An 11,717-nucleotide genomic window follows, 5' to 3' on the forward strand; every position below is an offset into this window, starting at 1 on the left:
ATAGTCGAAGCCGCCGACCACCATGTGGCATTCCAGGATTTCGGGCGCCCGCCGCACGGCCTCGGCGAAATGATCGAAGACCTGCGGGGCGGTGTGGTCGAGCCGGACCTGGATGAAGACCAGCGTTCCGCGGCCGAGCTTCCGGGGGTCGAGCACGGCCCGGACCGCCGTGATGAACCCATCGCGGAACAGCCGCTTGACCCGCTGGCTGGCGCCGGTCGGCGACAGGCCCACCCGCGCGGCGAGGTCGAGTGTCGTCCGCCGTCCATCCTCCTGCAGCAGCCGCAGCAGCGTGCGATCGACTCCGTCGAGATCGCTCATGCTGAAAGCACTCTCCGATAGGCCTACTGGTTTGAATTTCACTCGGAATTCGCGAAATCACCGTATTTAGTCGCGCCAATTACCGCAATAGCCTTGTCGGCATCAGATCCACGCCGGTTCCGATCGGGACCGGCTCTCAGGAGGTTGAGGATGGACGAGGCTGCTGCGACCGGCGGGGTTCTCCTGTCGCTGTCGAAGGGAGAGACCAGGATCCTGACATTGAGCGAAGCGGATGTGCGGGCCTGCATCGACCCGCTTGAATTGCTGGACGCTCTGGCCGCCGGCTTCAGGGCCCTGGCGCTGGGCCAGGTCGTCACGCCGGCGCGGCCGCAGCTCGACATCCCGCAGGCCGGCTATTCCCTGGCGATGCCGGCCTGGGCGGAGGGCATGAATCTGACGGTGAAGATCGTCAACGTCTTCGAAGGCAATATCGGCCAGGGTCTTCCCAGCCATCTTGCCACCATCCACCTGTTCGACCCGGCCAGCGGCCTGCCGGTCTGCATCATGGACGGCACCTACATTACGGCGGTGCGGACCTCGGGCTCCGCGGTGCTGTCGGTACGCGAGCTCGCCCGCCGGAATGCCAAGGTGGCCACCGTGGTGGGGGCGGGCGTGCAGGCCGACCAGCATCTCCGCCTGCTGCCGTTGGTGCGGGACTTCGCCGAGATCCGCGTCGTCTCGAAGCGCCTCGAGGATGCCGAAGCCCTGGCCGCGCGCCATCCCGGCGTCACCGCGGTGGCCGGGCTGGAGGCGGCCATCCGCTCATCCGACGTGGTCTGCCTGGCGACCCATTCCTATGAGCCGGTGATCGATGCCGGCTGGGTCCGGCCGGGCACGCATGTCTCGTCGGTCGGGGTCGCGCCGCCGGGCGGCGAATTGCCTGCCGCCCTGGCTCGCACGGCCGTGCTCTACGTCGAGACCCGGGAGGCTTTCGAACCCACCCCGGTGGGATCCTGCGAGCTGGCCGGCATCGACCCGGACACCGGCATCACGCTGGGCGACATGCTGCTCGCGCGCCGGCCGGGCCGCGTCTCGGCGGACCAGATCACGGTCTACAAGGCGATGGGGACGGCGATGGAGGACATGGTGGCGGCGGACCTCGCCTATCGCCACGCCCGGCGGTCGGGCGCAGGCGCGACGATCATCCTGTGAGGCTCCGGATCAGATCGCCTCGGCGCCGAGCGCCGCCTGCCAGTGCTCCAGCCGCTGCTTCAGGCGCTTGTCGCGGAAATGGGTGGCGTCCTCCTCGGACAGGGTCTCGACCACCGCGAAGCTGAAGGCGGCCTCGCCATGCATGCGCCAGGCCTGCAGCAGGCCCGGATGGGTGTGGCTGCCGGTGCGCAGCGTAAACCAGACGCGGTTCCGCGCCGTGTCCAGGTTGGGGCTGCGCCCGACCCAGGCCTCGCCCGTGGCGGCGCAGCGCACCGCATAGATCCCGGCAGACACCTTCCGCTCCTTGTAAGCGGCGATGGCCGTCTTCCTGTCCTCACCCGTCATCGCTCGATCCGTCTCGTTGGTGGCGGCAGATTATTGCCCGGGTGATATTGACGCAAGATATTTTGCCCGGGTATAAATCGTCCGCCACTTCACCGGGATGATTGCCGTGACCGCGACCGCCGCCACACCCTGCACCGCCTTCGAAGGCCAGACGCTGCTGCGCTCCGGCCCGCTGGCCGAGGTCGCGCTGGCCGTGAAGGCCGCAGTTGAGCGCAACACGGGCGACCCCGTCCTTGTCTTCGCCGACACCACCGGCCGGGTGGTCGATCTCGACCTGCGCGGCAGCGACGCCGAGATCGTCGCCCGGCTGGCACCGGAGGAGGGCGCGGAGCCGGCGGAGCCTCGGGGGCGGGGGCGGCCGAAGCTCGGCGTGGTCGGGCGCGAGGTCACGCTGCTGCCGCGGCATTGGGAATGGCTGGCGGCGCAGCCGGGCGGAGCGTCGGTGGCGCTGCGCCGGCTGGTCGACGAGGCCCGGCGGGCCGGCGGCGCGGTGCAGCGGAGGCGCGCGGCGCGGGAAGCCGGCTACCGCGTGATGTCGGCGATGGCCGGCAACCTGGCGGGATTCGAGGAGGCGTCGCGCGCCCTGTTCGCCGGCGACCGGGCCCGCTTCGAGCAGGAGACCGCGGCCTGGCCGGCCGATCTGCGCGGCTACGTCATCCGGCTGGCCTTCGTGGCCGACGACCTGGAGGGCTGAGCCGTGCCGCAGGTCCGGGCCAACGGCCTCACCCTCGAATACGACAGCGTTGGCGAGGGGCCGGCGATCCTGCTGGTCTCCGGCCTCGGCGTGCCGATGACCCGCTGGGCCGAGCCGTTTTGCGAGCGCCTGGCGGGGCAGGGCTTCCGCGTGATCCGCTTCGACAACCGCGATGTCGGCCTGTCGACCCATCTGCACGGCGCGCCGGTGCCGGATTTCGCCGCTTTGGCCGCTGCCGTGGCGCGTGGAGAGCGGCCGGCGGTGCCCTACACGCTGGACGACATGGCCGCCGACACGGTGGGGCTGTTCGACGCGCTCGGGATCGAGCGGGCGCATCTCGCCGGCCGGTCGATGGGCGGGATGATCGCGCAGCTCGTGGCGGCCGGCCATCCGCATCGGGTCCTGTCGCTGGCGGCGATCATGTCCAGCACGGGAAACCCGGCCTTGCCGCAGGCGGCGCCGACGGTGATGGCGGCGCTGGCCCGGCCGGCGCCGGACCCGGCGGCGGACGAGGCCGGCTTCCTGGCCCACAGCGCGGCCTTCGCCCGGCTGATCGCAGGCCCCGGTTTTCCGTTCGACGAGGCGGCGCATCGCGCCCAGGCGCTGGCCGAGGCGCGGCAGTCCCGCGACCCTGCCGGCTTCGCCCGGCAGATCGCCGCCATCGCCGCCACCGGCGACCTGCGGCCCCGCCTGGCGCGAATCACCGCCCCGACCCTGGTGGTGCACGGCGCAGACGATCCCCTGGTGCCGCCCGCCGCTGGCCGGGACATCGCGGCGAACATCCCGGGCACCGAGCTGATGATCATCGACGGCATGGGCCACGACCTGCCGCCGCCGCTGCACGGCCCTGTGGCCGACGCCATCCTGCATAACATGCGGCGGACGAAATCCCTCTGGACTTGAAGCTGACTTGAACTTGTAGCGTGTCCCGACTCAGCGGAATCGAGGGGCATGTAGCATGGACACTCTGCGCATCGGCCTGATCTACGGCAGCGTCCGGGACGGCCGGTTCTGCGGCACCGTCGCCGGCTGGGCGGCCGGCGAGATCGAGCGGGCGGGCGGCTTCACGCTCGACATCATCGACCCGCGGGATCTCGGCCTGCCGGACTGGAGCGCGCGGCGGGACGGCGGCGGCGTGGCCGCCTTCCGCGAGCGCATCGACCGCGTCGACGCCTTCGTCGTGGTCACGCCAGAATACAACCACGCCTATCCGGCGGTGCTGAAATTCATGATCGATTGCGCCTATGCCGAATGGCAGGCGAAGCCGGTCGCCTTCGTCAGCTATGGCGGCATCTCCGGCGGCCTGCGCGCGGTGGAACAACTGCGCCTGGTCTTCGCCGAGCTGCACGCGGTGACGCTGCGCGACACGGTCAGCCTGGCCTGGGCCTCGCGCCGCTTCGACGCCGCCGGCCGGCTGGCCGAACCCGATCAAGCCGCCGCCGCCATGGCGGTGATGCTGAAGGCGCTGCGCTGGTGGGGCACGACGCTGCGCCAGGCGCGCACCGTCGCGCCCTATGCCGCGGCGCTGGCGTAACCGAGACCGGAAGGAAGCCGAACGTGGCAATCGTCCCGATCCAGTCCCTGTATGAGACCCATCTGACCGTCAGCGATCTCGACCGCTCCATCGCCTTCTACCGCGACGGGCTGGGGCTCGAGCTGGCGCACCGGATCCCGCAGCGCCATGTCGCCTTCTTCTGGGTCGGGGCGCGGGAGCACAGCATGCTCGGGCTCTGGTCCTATCATTCGAGCCCGCTGCAGCTGCGGCTGCACATCTCCTTCAAGGTCGCGCTGGCGGATGTCAGCCGCTCGATCGGGGCGTTGCGCCAAGCGGGGATCGGGCCGAAGCCGGCGCATGGCCTGTCGGGGGAGGAGCCGATCGTGTTCTCCTGGATGCCGGCGGCCAGCGTCTTCTTCGACGACCCGGACGGCCATTCGCTGGAGTTCATCGCCAACCTGCCCGGCCCGGCGCGGCCCGAACTGGGCATCGTCCCGCTCAGCCGCTGGCAGGCCATGAGCGCCGAGCCGGAGACGGTCCCGTAGGGGCGTCGGGCCGGCCCGCAAAAAGAACCCCGCCGGAGGAGGCGGGGCTGAGGGGTCCAGTGGTGGAAGGAGCTTTCGCATCCCCCATCACAAAGACGATGCAGGGCGGCATCCTCTTCCAAAATTAATCAGGACTTCGCGGAAGCCGGTGCCGAGGCGCGCCGCCGGCGCGCGGGCTCGGTGCTGTGGAGATGCACCGCATAGGTGTCCCAGGGCAGGCGGAGCCCCGGCGCCGGCCCGGCGGCGAGCCGGGTCAGGATCCGCCCGGCCTCGCCCCGGTGATAGCCGCCATGGGTGACGACATGGGCCAGCATCTCCTGCCGAGTCATGCAGCCCCGGTCGCCATCGGTGAAGGTGAAGGCCACAGCCTCGGACAGCTCGGCCGGGGTCACCCGATCCAGATAGTCGAGATACCAGCGGTCCGACTCCGCCAGGGCCGCGCGCAGCGCCTCGGGCTCCGGCGTCTCGGGCGTGTTGTCCGCAGCGTAGCCGTGGCGCCGGCCGGTGAGATGGGCGGCGAAGATCCGGCCGACCACATGGCAGTGGTTGAGCAGCCGCAGCACGGCGCGCCGGTCTTCGGCGCGCCGCTCCAGGTCGAGCTGCGCCACCGCGACCAGGAATTCCTCGTCGGCCCAGGCCTGGTAGCGGAACAGGCTGCGCAGCAGATCGGTGGCGCTCATGGCGGCCGGCCCCTATGAATGTGAGCTGAGTGTTCACATTTTCGCGGAGGCGGCGGCCATGTCCACTCGCATTCCCGGGCCGTCCTCGGCGATGCGGAAGCGGCCGCGCCAAGCCCGGTCCCGGGCGACAGTGGCGGCGGTGGTCCAGGCCGGGGCTCAGCTTCTGGGCGAGAAGGGATGGGCCGGCTTCACCACCAATGAGGTGGCGGAGGTGGCCGGGGTCAGCATCGGCTCGCTGTATCAGTACTTCCCGAACAAGCTAGCGCTGGTCGACGCCATCCGGCAGCGGCATTTCGACGAGGTGCTGGCGGTGCTGGACCGCGCCGCGGATGGTGGGACCCCGGCCGAGGCACTGGTCGACGGCATGATCGCGGTGCACAGCGCCAACGCGGCGCTGCACCGGGTGCTGCTGGACCTGCCGGACCCGGACGGGTCGGGCGCAGCTTACCGGGCGTTCCAGGCCGAGTATCTGCGCCGCTACGAGGCCGTCGTCGCCGCGCTGGACGGCGGCCGGGACGGGATCGTTGCCCAGGTGCTGTCCTCGGCGGTCGAGGGCGTGATCCACAACGCGGCGCGACGCGGGGTTCTGCAATCGCCGGAGGTGAGGCGGGAGCTGACGCGGTTGGTGCTGGGCTATCTCGGCCGGGGCGCCTGACCCGGCGTCACCGGGCGAAGGTGGCCAGGGCGACGCCGCCGAGGGTCAGGGCCAGGGCGCCGATCTCGCGCAGGCCGAAGGGATCGCCGAGCATGGCCACTGAGGCCAGCACGCCGATCACCGGCGCCAGCAGCGACCCGATGGTGGCGACCGAAGCGGGCAGCCGGCGCAGCGCCGCAAACCAGGCGACATAGGCCAGGCCGAAGGCGAGGGCGCCGCCATAGGCCAGCGCCGCCCAGTCCAGCGCGCCCAGCGCCGCGAAATCCGGCTGTTCCAGCAGCTGCCAGAACAGCAGCAGCGGCAGCAGGCCGAGGCCGGTCTGCCACGCCACCAGCGCGGTCGGCGGCATCGCCACCGGCGCCCGCTTGGCCAGAACGGTGCCCAGCGCGAACAGCATCGACCCGGCCAGGGCGAAGGCCACGCCCGGCAGCTTCTCGGCGAGATCCTCCTCTCCCGGCGTGCCGTGCGCCACCAGCAGGGCGATGCCGGACAGGCCGAGCACCAGGCCGACGCCGCGGCCCAGCGTCGGCCGCTCGCCCAGCAGCGGCCAGGCCAGGATCGCTGCCCAGATCGGCAGGGTGTAAGCCAGGATCGTCGTCTCCGACGCCCGCAGCCACAGCAGCGACAAGGTGGTCAGCGCCATCCAGGCGGTGACGTTCAGGGCGGCTGCCAGGCACAGCCGGCCCCACTGGCCGCGCGGCGGCATCAGGGATTCGCGGCGGGCCAGGGCGATGGCCAGCACGATAGCGGTGCCGATCAGGCCGCTGGCCGCCCGCACCGAGAAGGGCGGCAGCACCCCGACCAGATGCTTCACCAGCGGCCAGTTGAAGCCCCACATCAGGCTGGTGGCGACCAGGAAGCCCAGCCCCTGGATCGAGACGCCGGGCGCCCGGGATACCGTGCTGGTCGCCATCGGTGGCCTTACACGATGACCGGGCTCTGCAGCCCATCCATGGTGATGTTGACGCCGGTGATGTAGCTGGCCTTGGCCGAGGCCAGGAACAGCACGGCGTCGGCGATCTCCTCCGGCTGCGCGCCGCGGCCGAGCGGGATGCGCGCCACCGCGCGCTGCCGCGCCTCCTCCAGGGTGATGCCGTGCAGCCGGGTCTCCGCCTGCAGCCCCTCGGCCACGCGCTCGGTCTCGGTCAGGCCGGGGTTGAGGCCGACGACGCGGACACCCTTGCCGGCATAGGCGGTGGCCAGGCCGGCCGTGGCCAGCATCAGCGCGGCATTGGCGGCGCCGCCAGCGATGTGCACCGTCGCCGGCACCTTGCCGCCATTGCCGATGACGTTGACCACGACGCCGGTGCCGCGCGCGGCCATGCGCTTCACCACCGGGTCGATGACATTGATATAGGAGAAGAACTTGGCATCCATCGCCGCCCGGTAGGCGGCCGGCGTCAGCTCCTCCGCCGGGGTGCGGCGGGCGGCGCCGGCGGAGTTGACCAGCACGTCGATCGGGCCCAGCGCCCGCTCCGCCGCCTCGACCGCCTCCAGGGCGGCCGCGGCGTCGGTCAGGTCGGCGGCGAGGGCGACCACGCCCGGCAGCCCGGCCGCGGCGCGGTCGAGATTGGCCTGGGCGCGCGAGACGATCGCCACGCGCGCGCCCTCCGCCTGGAAGGCCTCGGCGCAGGCCAGGCCGATGCCCTTCGATCCGCCGGTCACCAGCACGGTCTTTCCGGTCAGGCCGAGATCCATGGAACGCTCCTTCGGATCAAATGATCTCGAAGTACCGTGCCAGTTCCCAATCGGTGATGTGCTTGCGGAATTCGCGCTCCTCCCATTCGCGGGTCGCGGCGAAATGCTCCACCCAATCCTCTCCGAACAGGCCGCGCGCGGCCTTGGAGGCGCGCAGCCGCTGCGCCGCGTCCCACAGGGTGCGCGGCAGCTCCGACTTGCGCGGGAAGGTCTTGGCGTAGGCATTGCCCTTCACCGGTTCGCCCAGCTCCAGCTGGCGCTCGATGCCCCACAGCCCGGCGCCCAGCGCCGCGGCCAGGACGATGTAGGGGTTGGCGTCGGCGGCGGCGATGCGGAACTCCACCCGCTGGCTCTTCGGTCCGCCCTGGATCACGCGCAGCGCCGTGGTCCGGTTCTCCACCCCCCAGGTGGCCGAGGTCGGCGCCCAGAAGCCGGGCACCAGCCGGGAATAGGCGTTCACCGTCTGCGCGATCATCGCCAGGAACTCCGGCATCAGCGCCTGCTGGCCGGCCACGAAATGGCGCATCACGGCGCTCATCCCATTCGGGTCCTTCGGGTCGTGGAACACCGGCTTGCCCTTGCCGTCGACCAGCGACATGTGGATATGGCCGCTCTGCCCCGGCACCTCGTTCGACCACTTCGACATGAAGGTGGCCATCAGGTTGTTGCGCTGGGCGATCACCTTGGTGAAGGTGCGGAAGATCGTCGCCTTGTCGGCGGCGGACAGGCCGTCATCGACGGCGATCGCCGCCTCCAGCACGCCGGGGCCGGTCTCGGTGTGCAGCCCCTCGATCTCGCAGTCCAGCGCCTGCATGGTCGACAGCAGCTCGTGATACAGGTCCGACCACACCGTGTTGCGCAGCACCGAATAGCCGAAGAAGCCCGGTGTCAGGTTGGTCAGGTTGCGGTAGTGCTTCTCGCGCACGGAATGCGGCGTCTCGTCGAACAGGAAGAACTCGTACTCGAACGCCGCCTTCAGGCCGAAGCCCATCTCCGCCGCCTTGTCCAGCATCCGGCGCAGCACGGCGCGCGGGCACACCGCCTCGGCCTGGTCGGCCAGTTCGCACAGGAAGAAGGGCAGGTCGTTCTCGAAGGGCAGGCGGCGCATCGTCTCCGGCAGGATGCGCACCGGCGCGTCCGGATAGGCCGTGTGCCAGCCGGTGTAGCGGGCATTGTCGTAGAGCTGGTCGTGGCTGTCCCAGCCGACGATCACGTCGCAGAAGGCGAAGCCCTTTTCCAGCGACGAGAAGAACTTCTCCCGCGACATGTACTTGCCGCGCAGGATGCCGTCGACATCGGTCAGCGCCACCTTGACGTGGTTGTACCCTCCGTCCTGCACCAGCTTGCGGGCGTCGTCGGCGGTGAAGCGGGGGGCGGCTGCGGCCGCACGGGGGGCCGCGGCCCGGGATGAGGGTTGCGCCATCTACTCGAAGTCTCCCGTTTCCTGTCGCCCGTGCCTGGTCCCCGGGGGAGCCGGCACGGGTCGAGTTGAAGCGCTATTCTGAGCATGCCGAGCGAAGCGGCGGCAAGACGGGCCGCGACGCTGCCCGCTCCGGGGCCGCCATTCCTGCAACACTCTTGCCGGCGCTGTGGTTCGGTGAGACAGTTTCGGCCGGATCCGGGCCGATCCGTGTGAGATCTTGCCCGTTTGTGTGAGGGAGCGATCCAGGAAGCCATCCAACGACAAACAGGGAGCGCACATCGATGTCCCAGGACGCTCACGGTCCGGGAAGCCCGCACGACATCTCCGACGATGTGAAGGTCCTGCACAGCATGGGCTATGCCCAGGAGCTGCTGCGCCGGATGTCCGGCTTCTCCAATTTCGCCATTTCCTTCTCGATCATCTGCATCCTGTCCGGCGGTATCAACTCGCTGGGCCAGGCGATCAGCGGCGTCGGCGGCGCGGCGATCGGCATCGGCTGGCCGCTCGGCTGTCTTGTGTCCTTCGTCTTCGCCCTGGGCATGGGCCAGATCGCCTCGGCGTATCCGACCGCTGGCGGCCTCTACCACTGGGGCTCGATCCTGGGTGGGCGCGGGGCGGGCTGGGTCACCGCCTGGCTCAACCTGCTCGGCCTGATCACGGTGCTCGGCGCGATCAATGTCGGCACCTTCACCTTCGTTCAGGGCGCCTTCGGGGCGCAACTCGGCATGGGCGCCGACTTCACCACCCAGGTCATCTTCGTGGTGGTGCTGACCGGCAGCCAAGCCCTGCTGAACCATCTCGGCATCCGCGTCACCACGCTGCTGACCGACCTCAGCGGCTATCTGATCTTCCTGGTCGCGATCGCCCTGACCGTCGCCTTCCTGGCCTATGCGCCGGCGATCGACATTTCGCGGCTGTGGACCTTCACTAATTACAGCGGCCTGCCGGCGGATGCCTCGGTGTGGCCCAAGCACGACAGCCTGTTCATGGTGTTCCTGCTGGGCCTGCTGCTGCCGATCTACACCATCACCGGATTCGACGCCTCGGCCCACACTTCGGAGGAGACGGTGCGCGCGGCCCATAACGTGCCGCGATCGATGGTGCGGTCGGTGTGGCTGTCGGCGGTGTTCGGCTACGCCATGCTGGTCGCCTTCGTGCTGGCGATCCCGAACATGGACGAGGCCGCGGCTCAGGGCTGGAATGTGTTCTTCTGGACTTCGGACGCGGTGCTGCCGGCCGGGTTGAAGTTCGTGCTTTATCTCGGCATCGCCGTCAGCCAGTACCTGTGCGGCCTGGCCACCGTGACCTCGGTGTCGCGGATGATCTTCGCCTTCGCCCGCGACGGCGGCCTGCCGGCCTCGTCTTCGCTGCGCAAGGTCAGCCCGACCTTCCGCACCCCGGTGGCGGCGATCTGGACCGGCGCCATCCTGGCCGTGCTGTTCACCGCCTACACCCCGGTCTACACGACGGTCGTGTCGGTGACGGTGATCTTCCTGTTCATCTCCTACGGCCTGCCGATCGCTCTCGGCGCCATCGCCTATGGCCGGACCTGGACCCAGATGGGACCGTGGTCACTGGGCGGCGCCTACCGGCTGGTGGCGCTGCTGTGCGTGCTGTCGGTGATCCTGATCTTCGTCATCGGCGTGCAGCCGCCGAACGACAAGGCGCTGTGGATCACCATCGCCTTCCTGGTCCTGACCGCCCTCGTCTGGTTCGGGCTGGAACGGCGGCGCTTCCAAGGCCCGCCGATCGGCGACACCATCCGCCGCCGCCAGGCCGAGATCGCGGCGGCCGAGCAGGCGGTGGGCGAAACGGCCGGTGCGGCTGTCGGCGAAGCCAGCAAGGCCTGACGCGGCGCCGATGTCATCCAGGGGCGCCCCGGCCGGGCGCCCCTTTTTCTTGCCGTGCGGCCGGGGCCGGCCTAAACCATTTAAGTCGTACAATAGAGCCGCCGGTGACCGGCGGCGGGTTCAGGGGAAACGCAGGATGAAGGTCGTCATCACCGGTGGTCTCGGTTTCGTCGGGCTGAACCTGGCGCGGGCGCTGCTGAAGCGGGGCACGCTGACCGGCATCTCCGGCCAGCAGGAGCCGATCGACGCGATCACCCTGTTCGACATGGCGGCGCCGGCGGAGCGGCCGGACGGCCTCGACGACCGGGTGTCGATCGTCACCGGTGACATCTCCGACCGTGCCACCGTCTTCGGCCTGGTCGACCGCGACGACATCTCGGTGTTCCATCTCGCCTCGATCCTGTCGGGCGGCGGCGAGAAGGATTTCGACCTGGCGCTGAAGGTCAATCTCGATGGCGGGCTGAACGTGTTCGAGGCGGTGCGGGCGCGCAAGGGCGGGGCGCAGCGCCTGGTCGCCGCCAGCTCGATCGCGGTGTTCGGCGGCTCGGTGATGCCGAAGACCGTGACCGACGCCACCAAGCAGACCAGCCAGACCACCTACGGCGTCACCAAGACGATCTGCGAGCTGCTGGTCAACGACTACAGCCGCAAGGGCTTCTTCGACGGCCGCTCGGCCCGGCTGCCGACCATCTTCATCCGCCCGGGCAAGCCGAACTCCGCCGCCTCCAGCTTCTGCTCCGGCGTGTTCCGTGAGCCGCTGAACGGCGAGGAATGCGTGCTGCCGGTCAGCCGGGCGCAGCTGCCGATGCTGGGCTACCGCAACTGCGTCGCCAGCTTCATCGGCCTGCACGAGGCCGGG

The 11,717-nt window shown here is 70.1% G+C and carries 14 protein-coding genes; 8 read left to right on the forward strand and 6 right to left on the reverse strand.

From position 1 onward, the window contains the following. The coding region (locus ABDW35_RS21530; RefSeq protein ID WP_343715928.1) for an AsnC family transcriptional regulator at window positions 1-321 on the reverse strand (321 nt) is incomplete at its 3' end. A gap of 150 nt (window positions 322-471) precedes the next feature. Here ABDW35_RS21530 and ABDW35_RS21535 point away from each other — a divergent pair. Continuing rightward, window positions 472-1,473 (forward strand): ornithine cyclodeaminase family protein, encoded by a 1,002-nt coding sequence (locus tag ABDW35_RS21535; RefSeq protein WP_343715929.1) that lies wholly within the window; start codon window positions 472-474, stop codon window positions 1,471-1,473. Window positions 1,474-1,482: 9 nt separating this feature from the next. Here the strand turns inward: ABDW35_RS21535 and ABDW35_RS21540 are convergent, their stop codons facing one another. Continuing rightward, window positions 1,483-1,818 carry a GIY-YIG nuclease family protein gene (locus tag ABDW35_RS21540; protein WP_343715930.1) on the reverse strand — a complete coding sequence of 112 codons (336 nt, stop codon included), beginning with the start codon at window positions 1,816-1,818 and terminating at the stop codon, window positions 1,483-1,485. A gap of 106 nt (window positions 1,819-1,924) precedes the next feature. Here ABDW35_RS21540 and ABDW35_RS21545 point away from each other — a divergent pair, with 106 nt between their 5' ends. From ABDW35_RS21545 to ABDW35_RS21560, 4 genes are read left to right on the forward strand one after another with little or no spacing between them, the layout of a single operon-like run. Next, a complete protein-coding gene (locus ABDW35_RS21545) occupies window positions 1,925-2,512 on the forward strand; it encodes a DUF2239 family protein (RefSeq protein ID WP_343715931.1) in 588 nt (195 codons plus the stop codon). Between the two features lie 3 nt (window positions 2,513-2,515). Beyond that, window positions 2,516-3,415, forward strand: a complete 900-nt coding sequence (locus ABDW35_RS21550) for an alpha/beta fold hydrolase (RefSeq protein ID WP_343715932.1) — start codon at window positions 2,516-2,518, stop codon at window positions 3,413-3,415. Between the two features lie 55 nt (window positions 3,416-3,470). Continuing rightward, window positions 3,471-4,046 carry an NAD(P)H-dependent oxidoreductase gene (locus ABDW35_RS21555; RefSeq protein ID WP_343715933.1) on the forward strand — a complete coding sequence of 192 codons (576 nt, stop codon included), beginning with the start codon at window positions 3,471-3,473 and terminating at the stop codon, window positions 4,044-4,046. 23 nt (window positions 4,047-4,069) lie between these two features. After that, window positions 4,070-4,552 (forward strand): VOC family protein, encoded by a 483-nt coding sequence (locus ABDW35_RS21560; protein ID WP_343715934.1) that lies wholly within the window; start codon window positions 4,070-4,072, stop codon window positions 4,550-4,552. Window positions 4,553-4,680: 128 nt separating this feature from the next. Here the strand turns inward: ABDW35_RS21560 and ABDW35_RS21565 are convergent, their stop codons facing one another. After that, on the reverse strand, window positions 4,681-5,232 hold the full coding sequence (locus ABDW35_RS21565; RefSeq protein WP_343715935.1) for a DinB family protein: 552 nt from the start codon (window positions 5,230-5,232) through the stop codon (window positions 4,681-4,683). A gap of 58 nt (window positions 5,233-5,290) precedes the next feature. Between ABDW35_RS21565 and ABDW35_RS21570 the strand changes: the two genes are divergently transcribed. Then, window positions 5,291-5,887: a TetR/AcrR family transcriptional regulator gene (locus tag ABDW35_RS21570; RefSeq protein WP_343715936.1), complete on the forward strand. Its 597-nt coding sequence runs from the start codon at window positions 5,291-5,293 to the stop codon at window positions 5,885-5,887. 7 nt (window positions 5,888-5,894) lie between these two features. Here the strand turns inward: ABDW35_RS21570 and ABDW35_RS21575 are convergent, their stop codons facing one another. The 3 genes from ABDW35_RS21575 to ABDW35_RS21585 are packed head-to-tail and all read right to left on the reverse strand — an operon-like array spanning window position 5,895 to window position 9,008. Continuing rightward, complete coding sequence (locus tag ABDW35_RS21575) at window positions 5,895-6,800, reverse strand: DMT family transporter (protein ID WP_343715937.1); 906 nt, start codon at window positions 6,798-6,800, stop codon at window positions 5,895-5,897. Between the two features lie 8 nt (window positions 6,801-6,808). After that, window positions 6,809-7,585 (reverse strand): SDR family oxidoreductase, encoded by a 777-nt coding sequence (locus tag ABDW35_RS21580; RefSeq protein WP_343715938.1) that lies wholly within the window; start codon window positions 7,583-7,585, stop codon window positions 6,809-6,811. A 16-nt stretch (window positions 7,586-7,601) separates the two neighbouring features. After that, window positions 7,602-9,008, reverse strand: coding sequence for a glutamine synthetase family protein (locus tag ABDW35_RS21585; RefSeq protein ID WP_343715939.1), 1,407 nt, complete (start codon window positions 9,006-9,008; stop codon window positions 7,602-7,604). Between the two features lie 281 nt (window positions 9,009-9,289). Here ABDW35_RS21585 and ABDW35_RS21590 point away from each other — a divergent pair, with 281 nt between their 5' ends. Continuing rightward, window positions 9,290-10,858, forward strand: coding sequence for an amino acid permease (locus ABDW35_RS21590; RefSeq protein ID WP_343715940.1), 1,569 nt, complete (start codon window positions 9,290-9,292; stop codon window positions 10,856-10,858). A 136-nt stretch (window positions 10,859-10,994) separates the two neighbouring features. Next, window positions 10,995-11,717: NAD-dependent epimerase/dehydratase family protein (locus ABDW35_RS21595; RefSeq protein WP_343715941.1), on the forward strand; the 723-nt coding region annotated here is incomplete at its 3' end.

Source organism: Inquilinus sp. (assembly GCF_039594555.1).
Taxonomy (GTDB): domain Bacteria; phylum Pseudomonadota; class Alphaproteobacteria; order DSM-16000; family Inquilinaceae; genus Inquilinus.

Excerpts from the sequence above, each read along its gene's own strand:
- ABDW35_RS21535 (WP_343715929.1), top strand. The coding sequence starts at position 472 with ATGGACGAGGCTGCTGCGACCGGCGGGGTTCTCCTGTCGCTGTCGAAG.
- ABDW35_RS21540 (WP_343715930.1), bottom strand. The coding sequence starts at position 1,818 with ATGACGGGTGAGGACAGGAAGACGGCCATCGCCGCTTACAAGGAGCGG.
- ABDW35_RS21555 (WP_343715933.1), top strand. The coding sequence starts at position 3,471 with ATGGACACTCTGCGCATCGGCCTGATCTACGGCAGCGTCCGGGACGGC.
- ABDW35_RS21565 (WP_343715935.1), bottom strand. The coding sequence starts at position 5,232 with ATGAGCGCCACCGATCTGCTGCGCAGCCTGTTCCGCTACCAGGCCTGG.
- ABDW35_RS21570 (WP_343715936.1), top strand. The coding sequence starts at position 5,291 with ATGTCCACTCGCATTCCCGGGCCGTCCTCGGCGATGCGGAAGCGGCCG.
- ABDW35_RS21575 (WP_343715937.1), bottom strand. The coding sequence starts at position 6,800 with ATGGCGACCAGCACGGTATCCCGGGCGCCCGGCGTCTCGATCCAGGGG.
- ABDW35_RS21580 (WP_343715938.1), bottom strand. The coding sequence starts at position 7,585 with ATGGATCTCGGCCTGACCGGAAAGACCGTGCTGGTGACCGGCGGATCG.
- ABDW35_RS21585 (WP_343715939.1), bottom strand. The coding sequence starts at position 9,008 with ATGGCGCAACCCTCATCCCGGGCCGCGGCCCCCCGTGCGGCCGCAGCC.
- ABDW35_RS21590 (WP_343715940.1), top strand. The coding sequence starts at position 9,290 with ATGTCCCAGGACGCTCACGGTCCGGGAAGCCCGCACGACATCTCCGAC.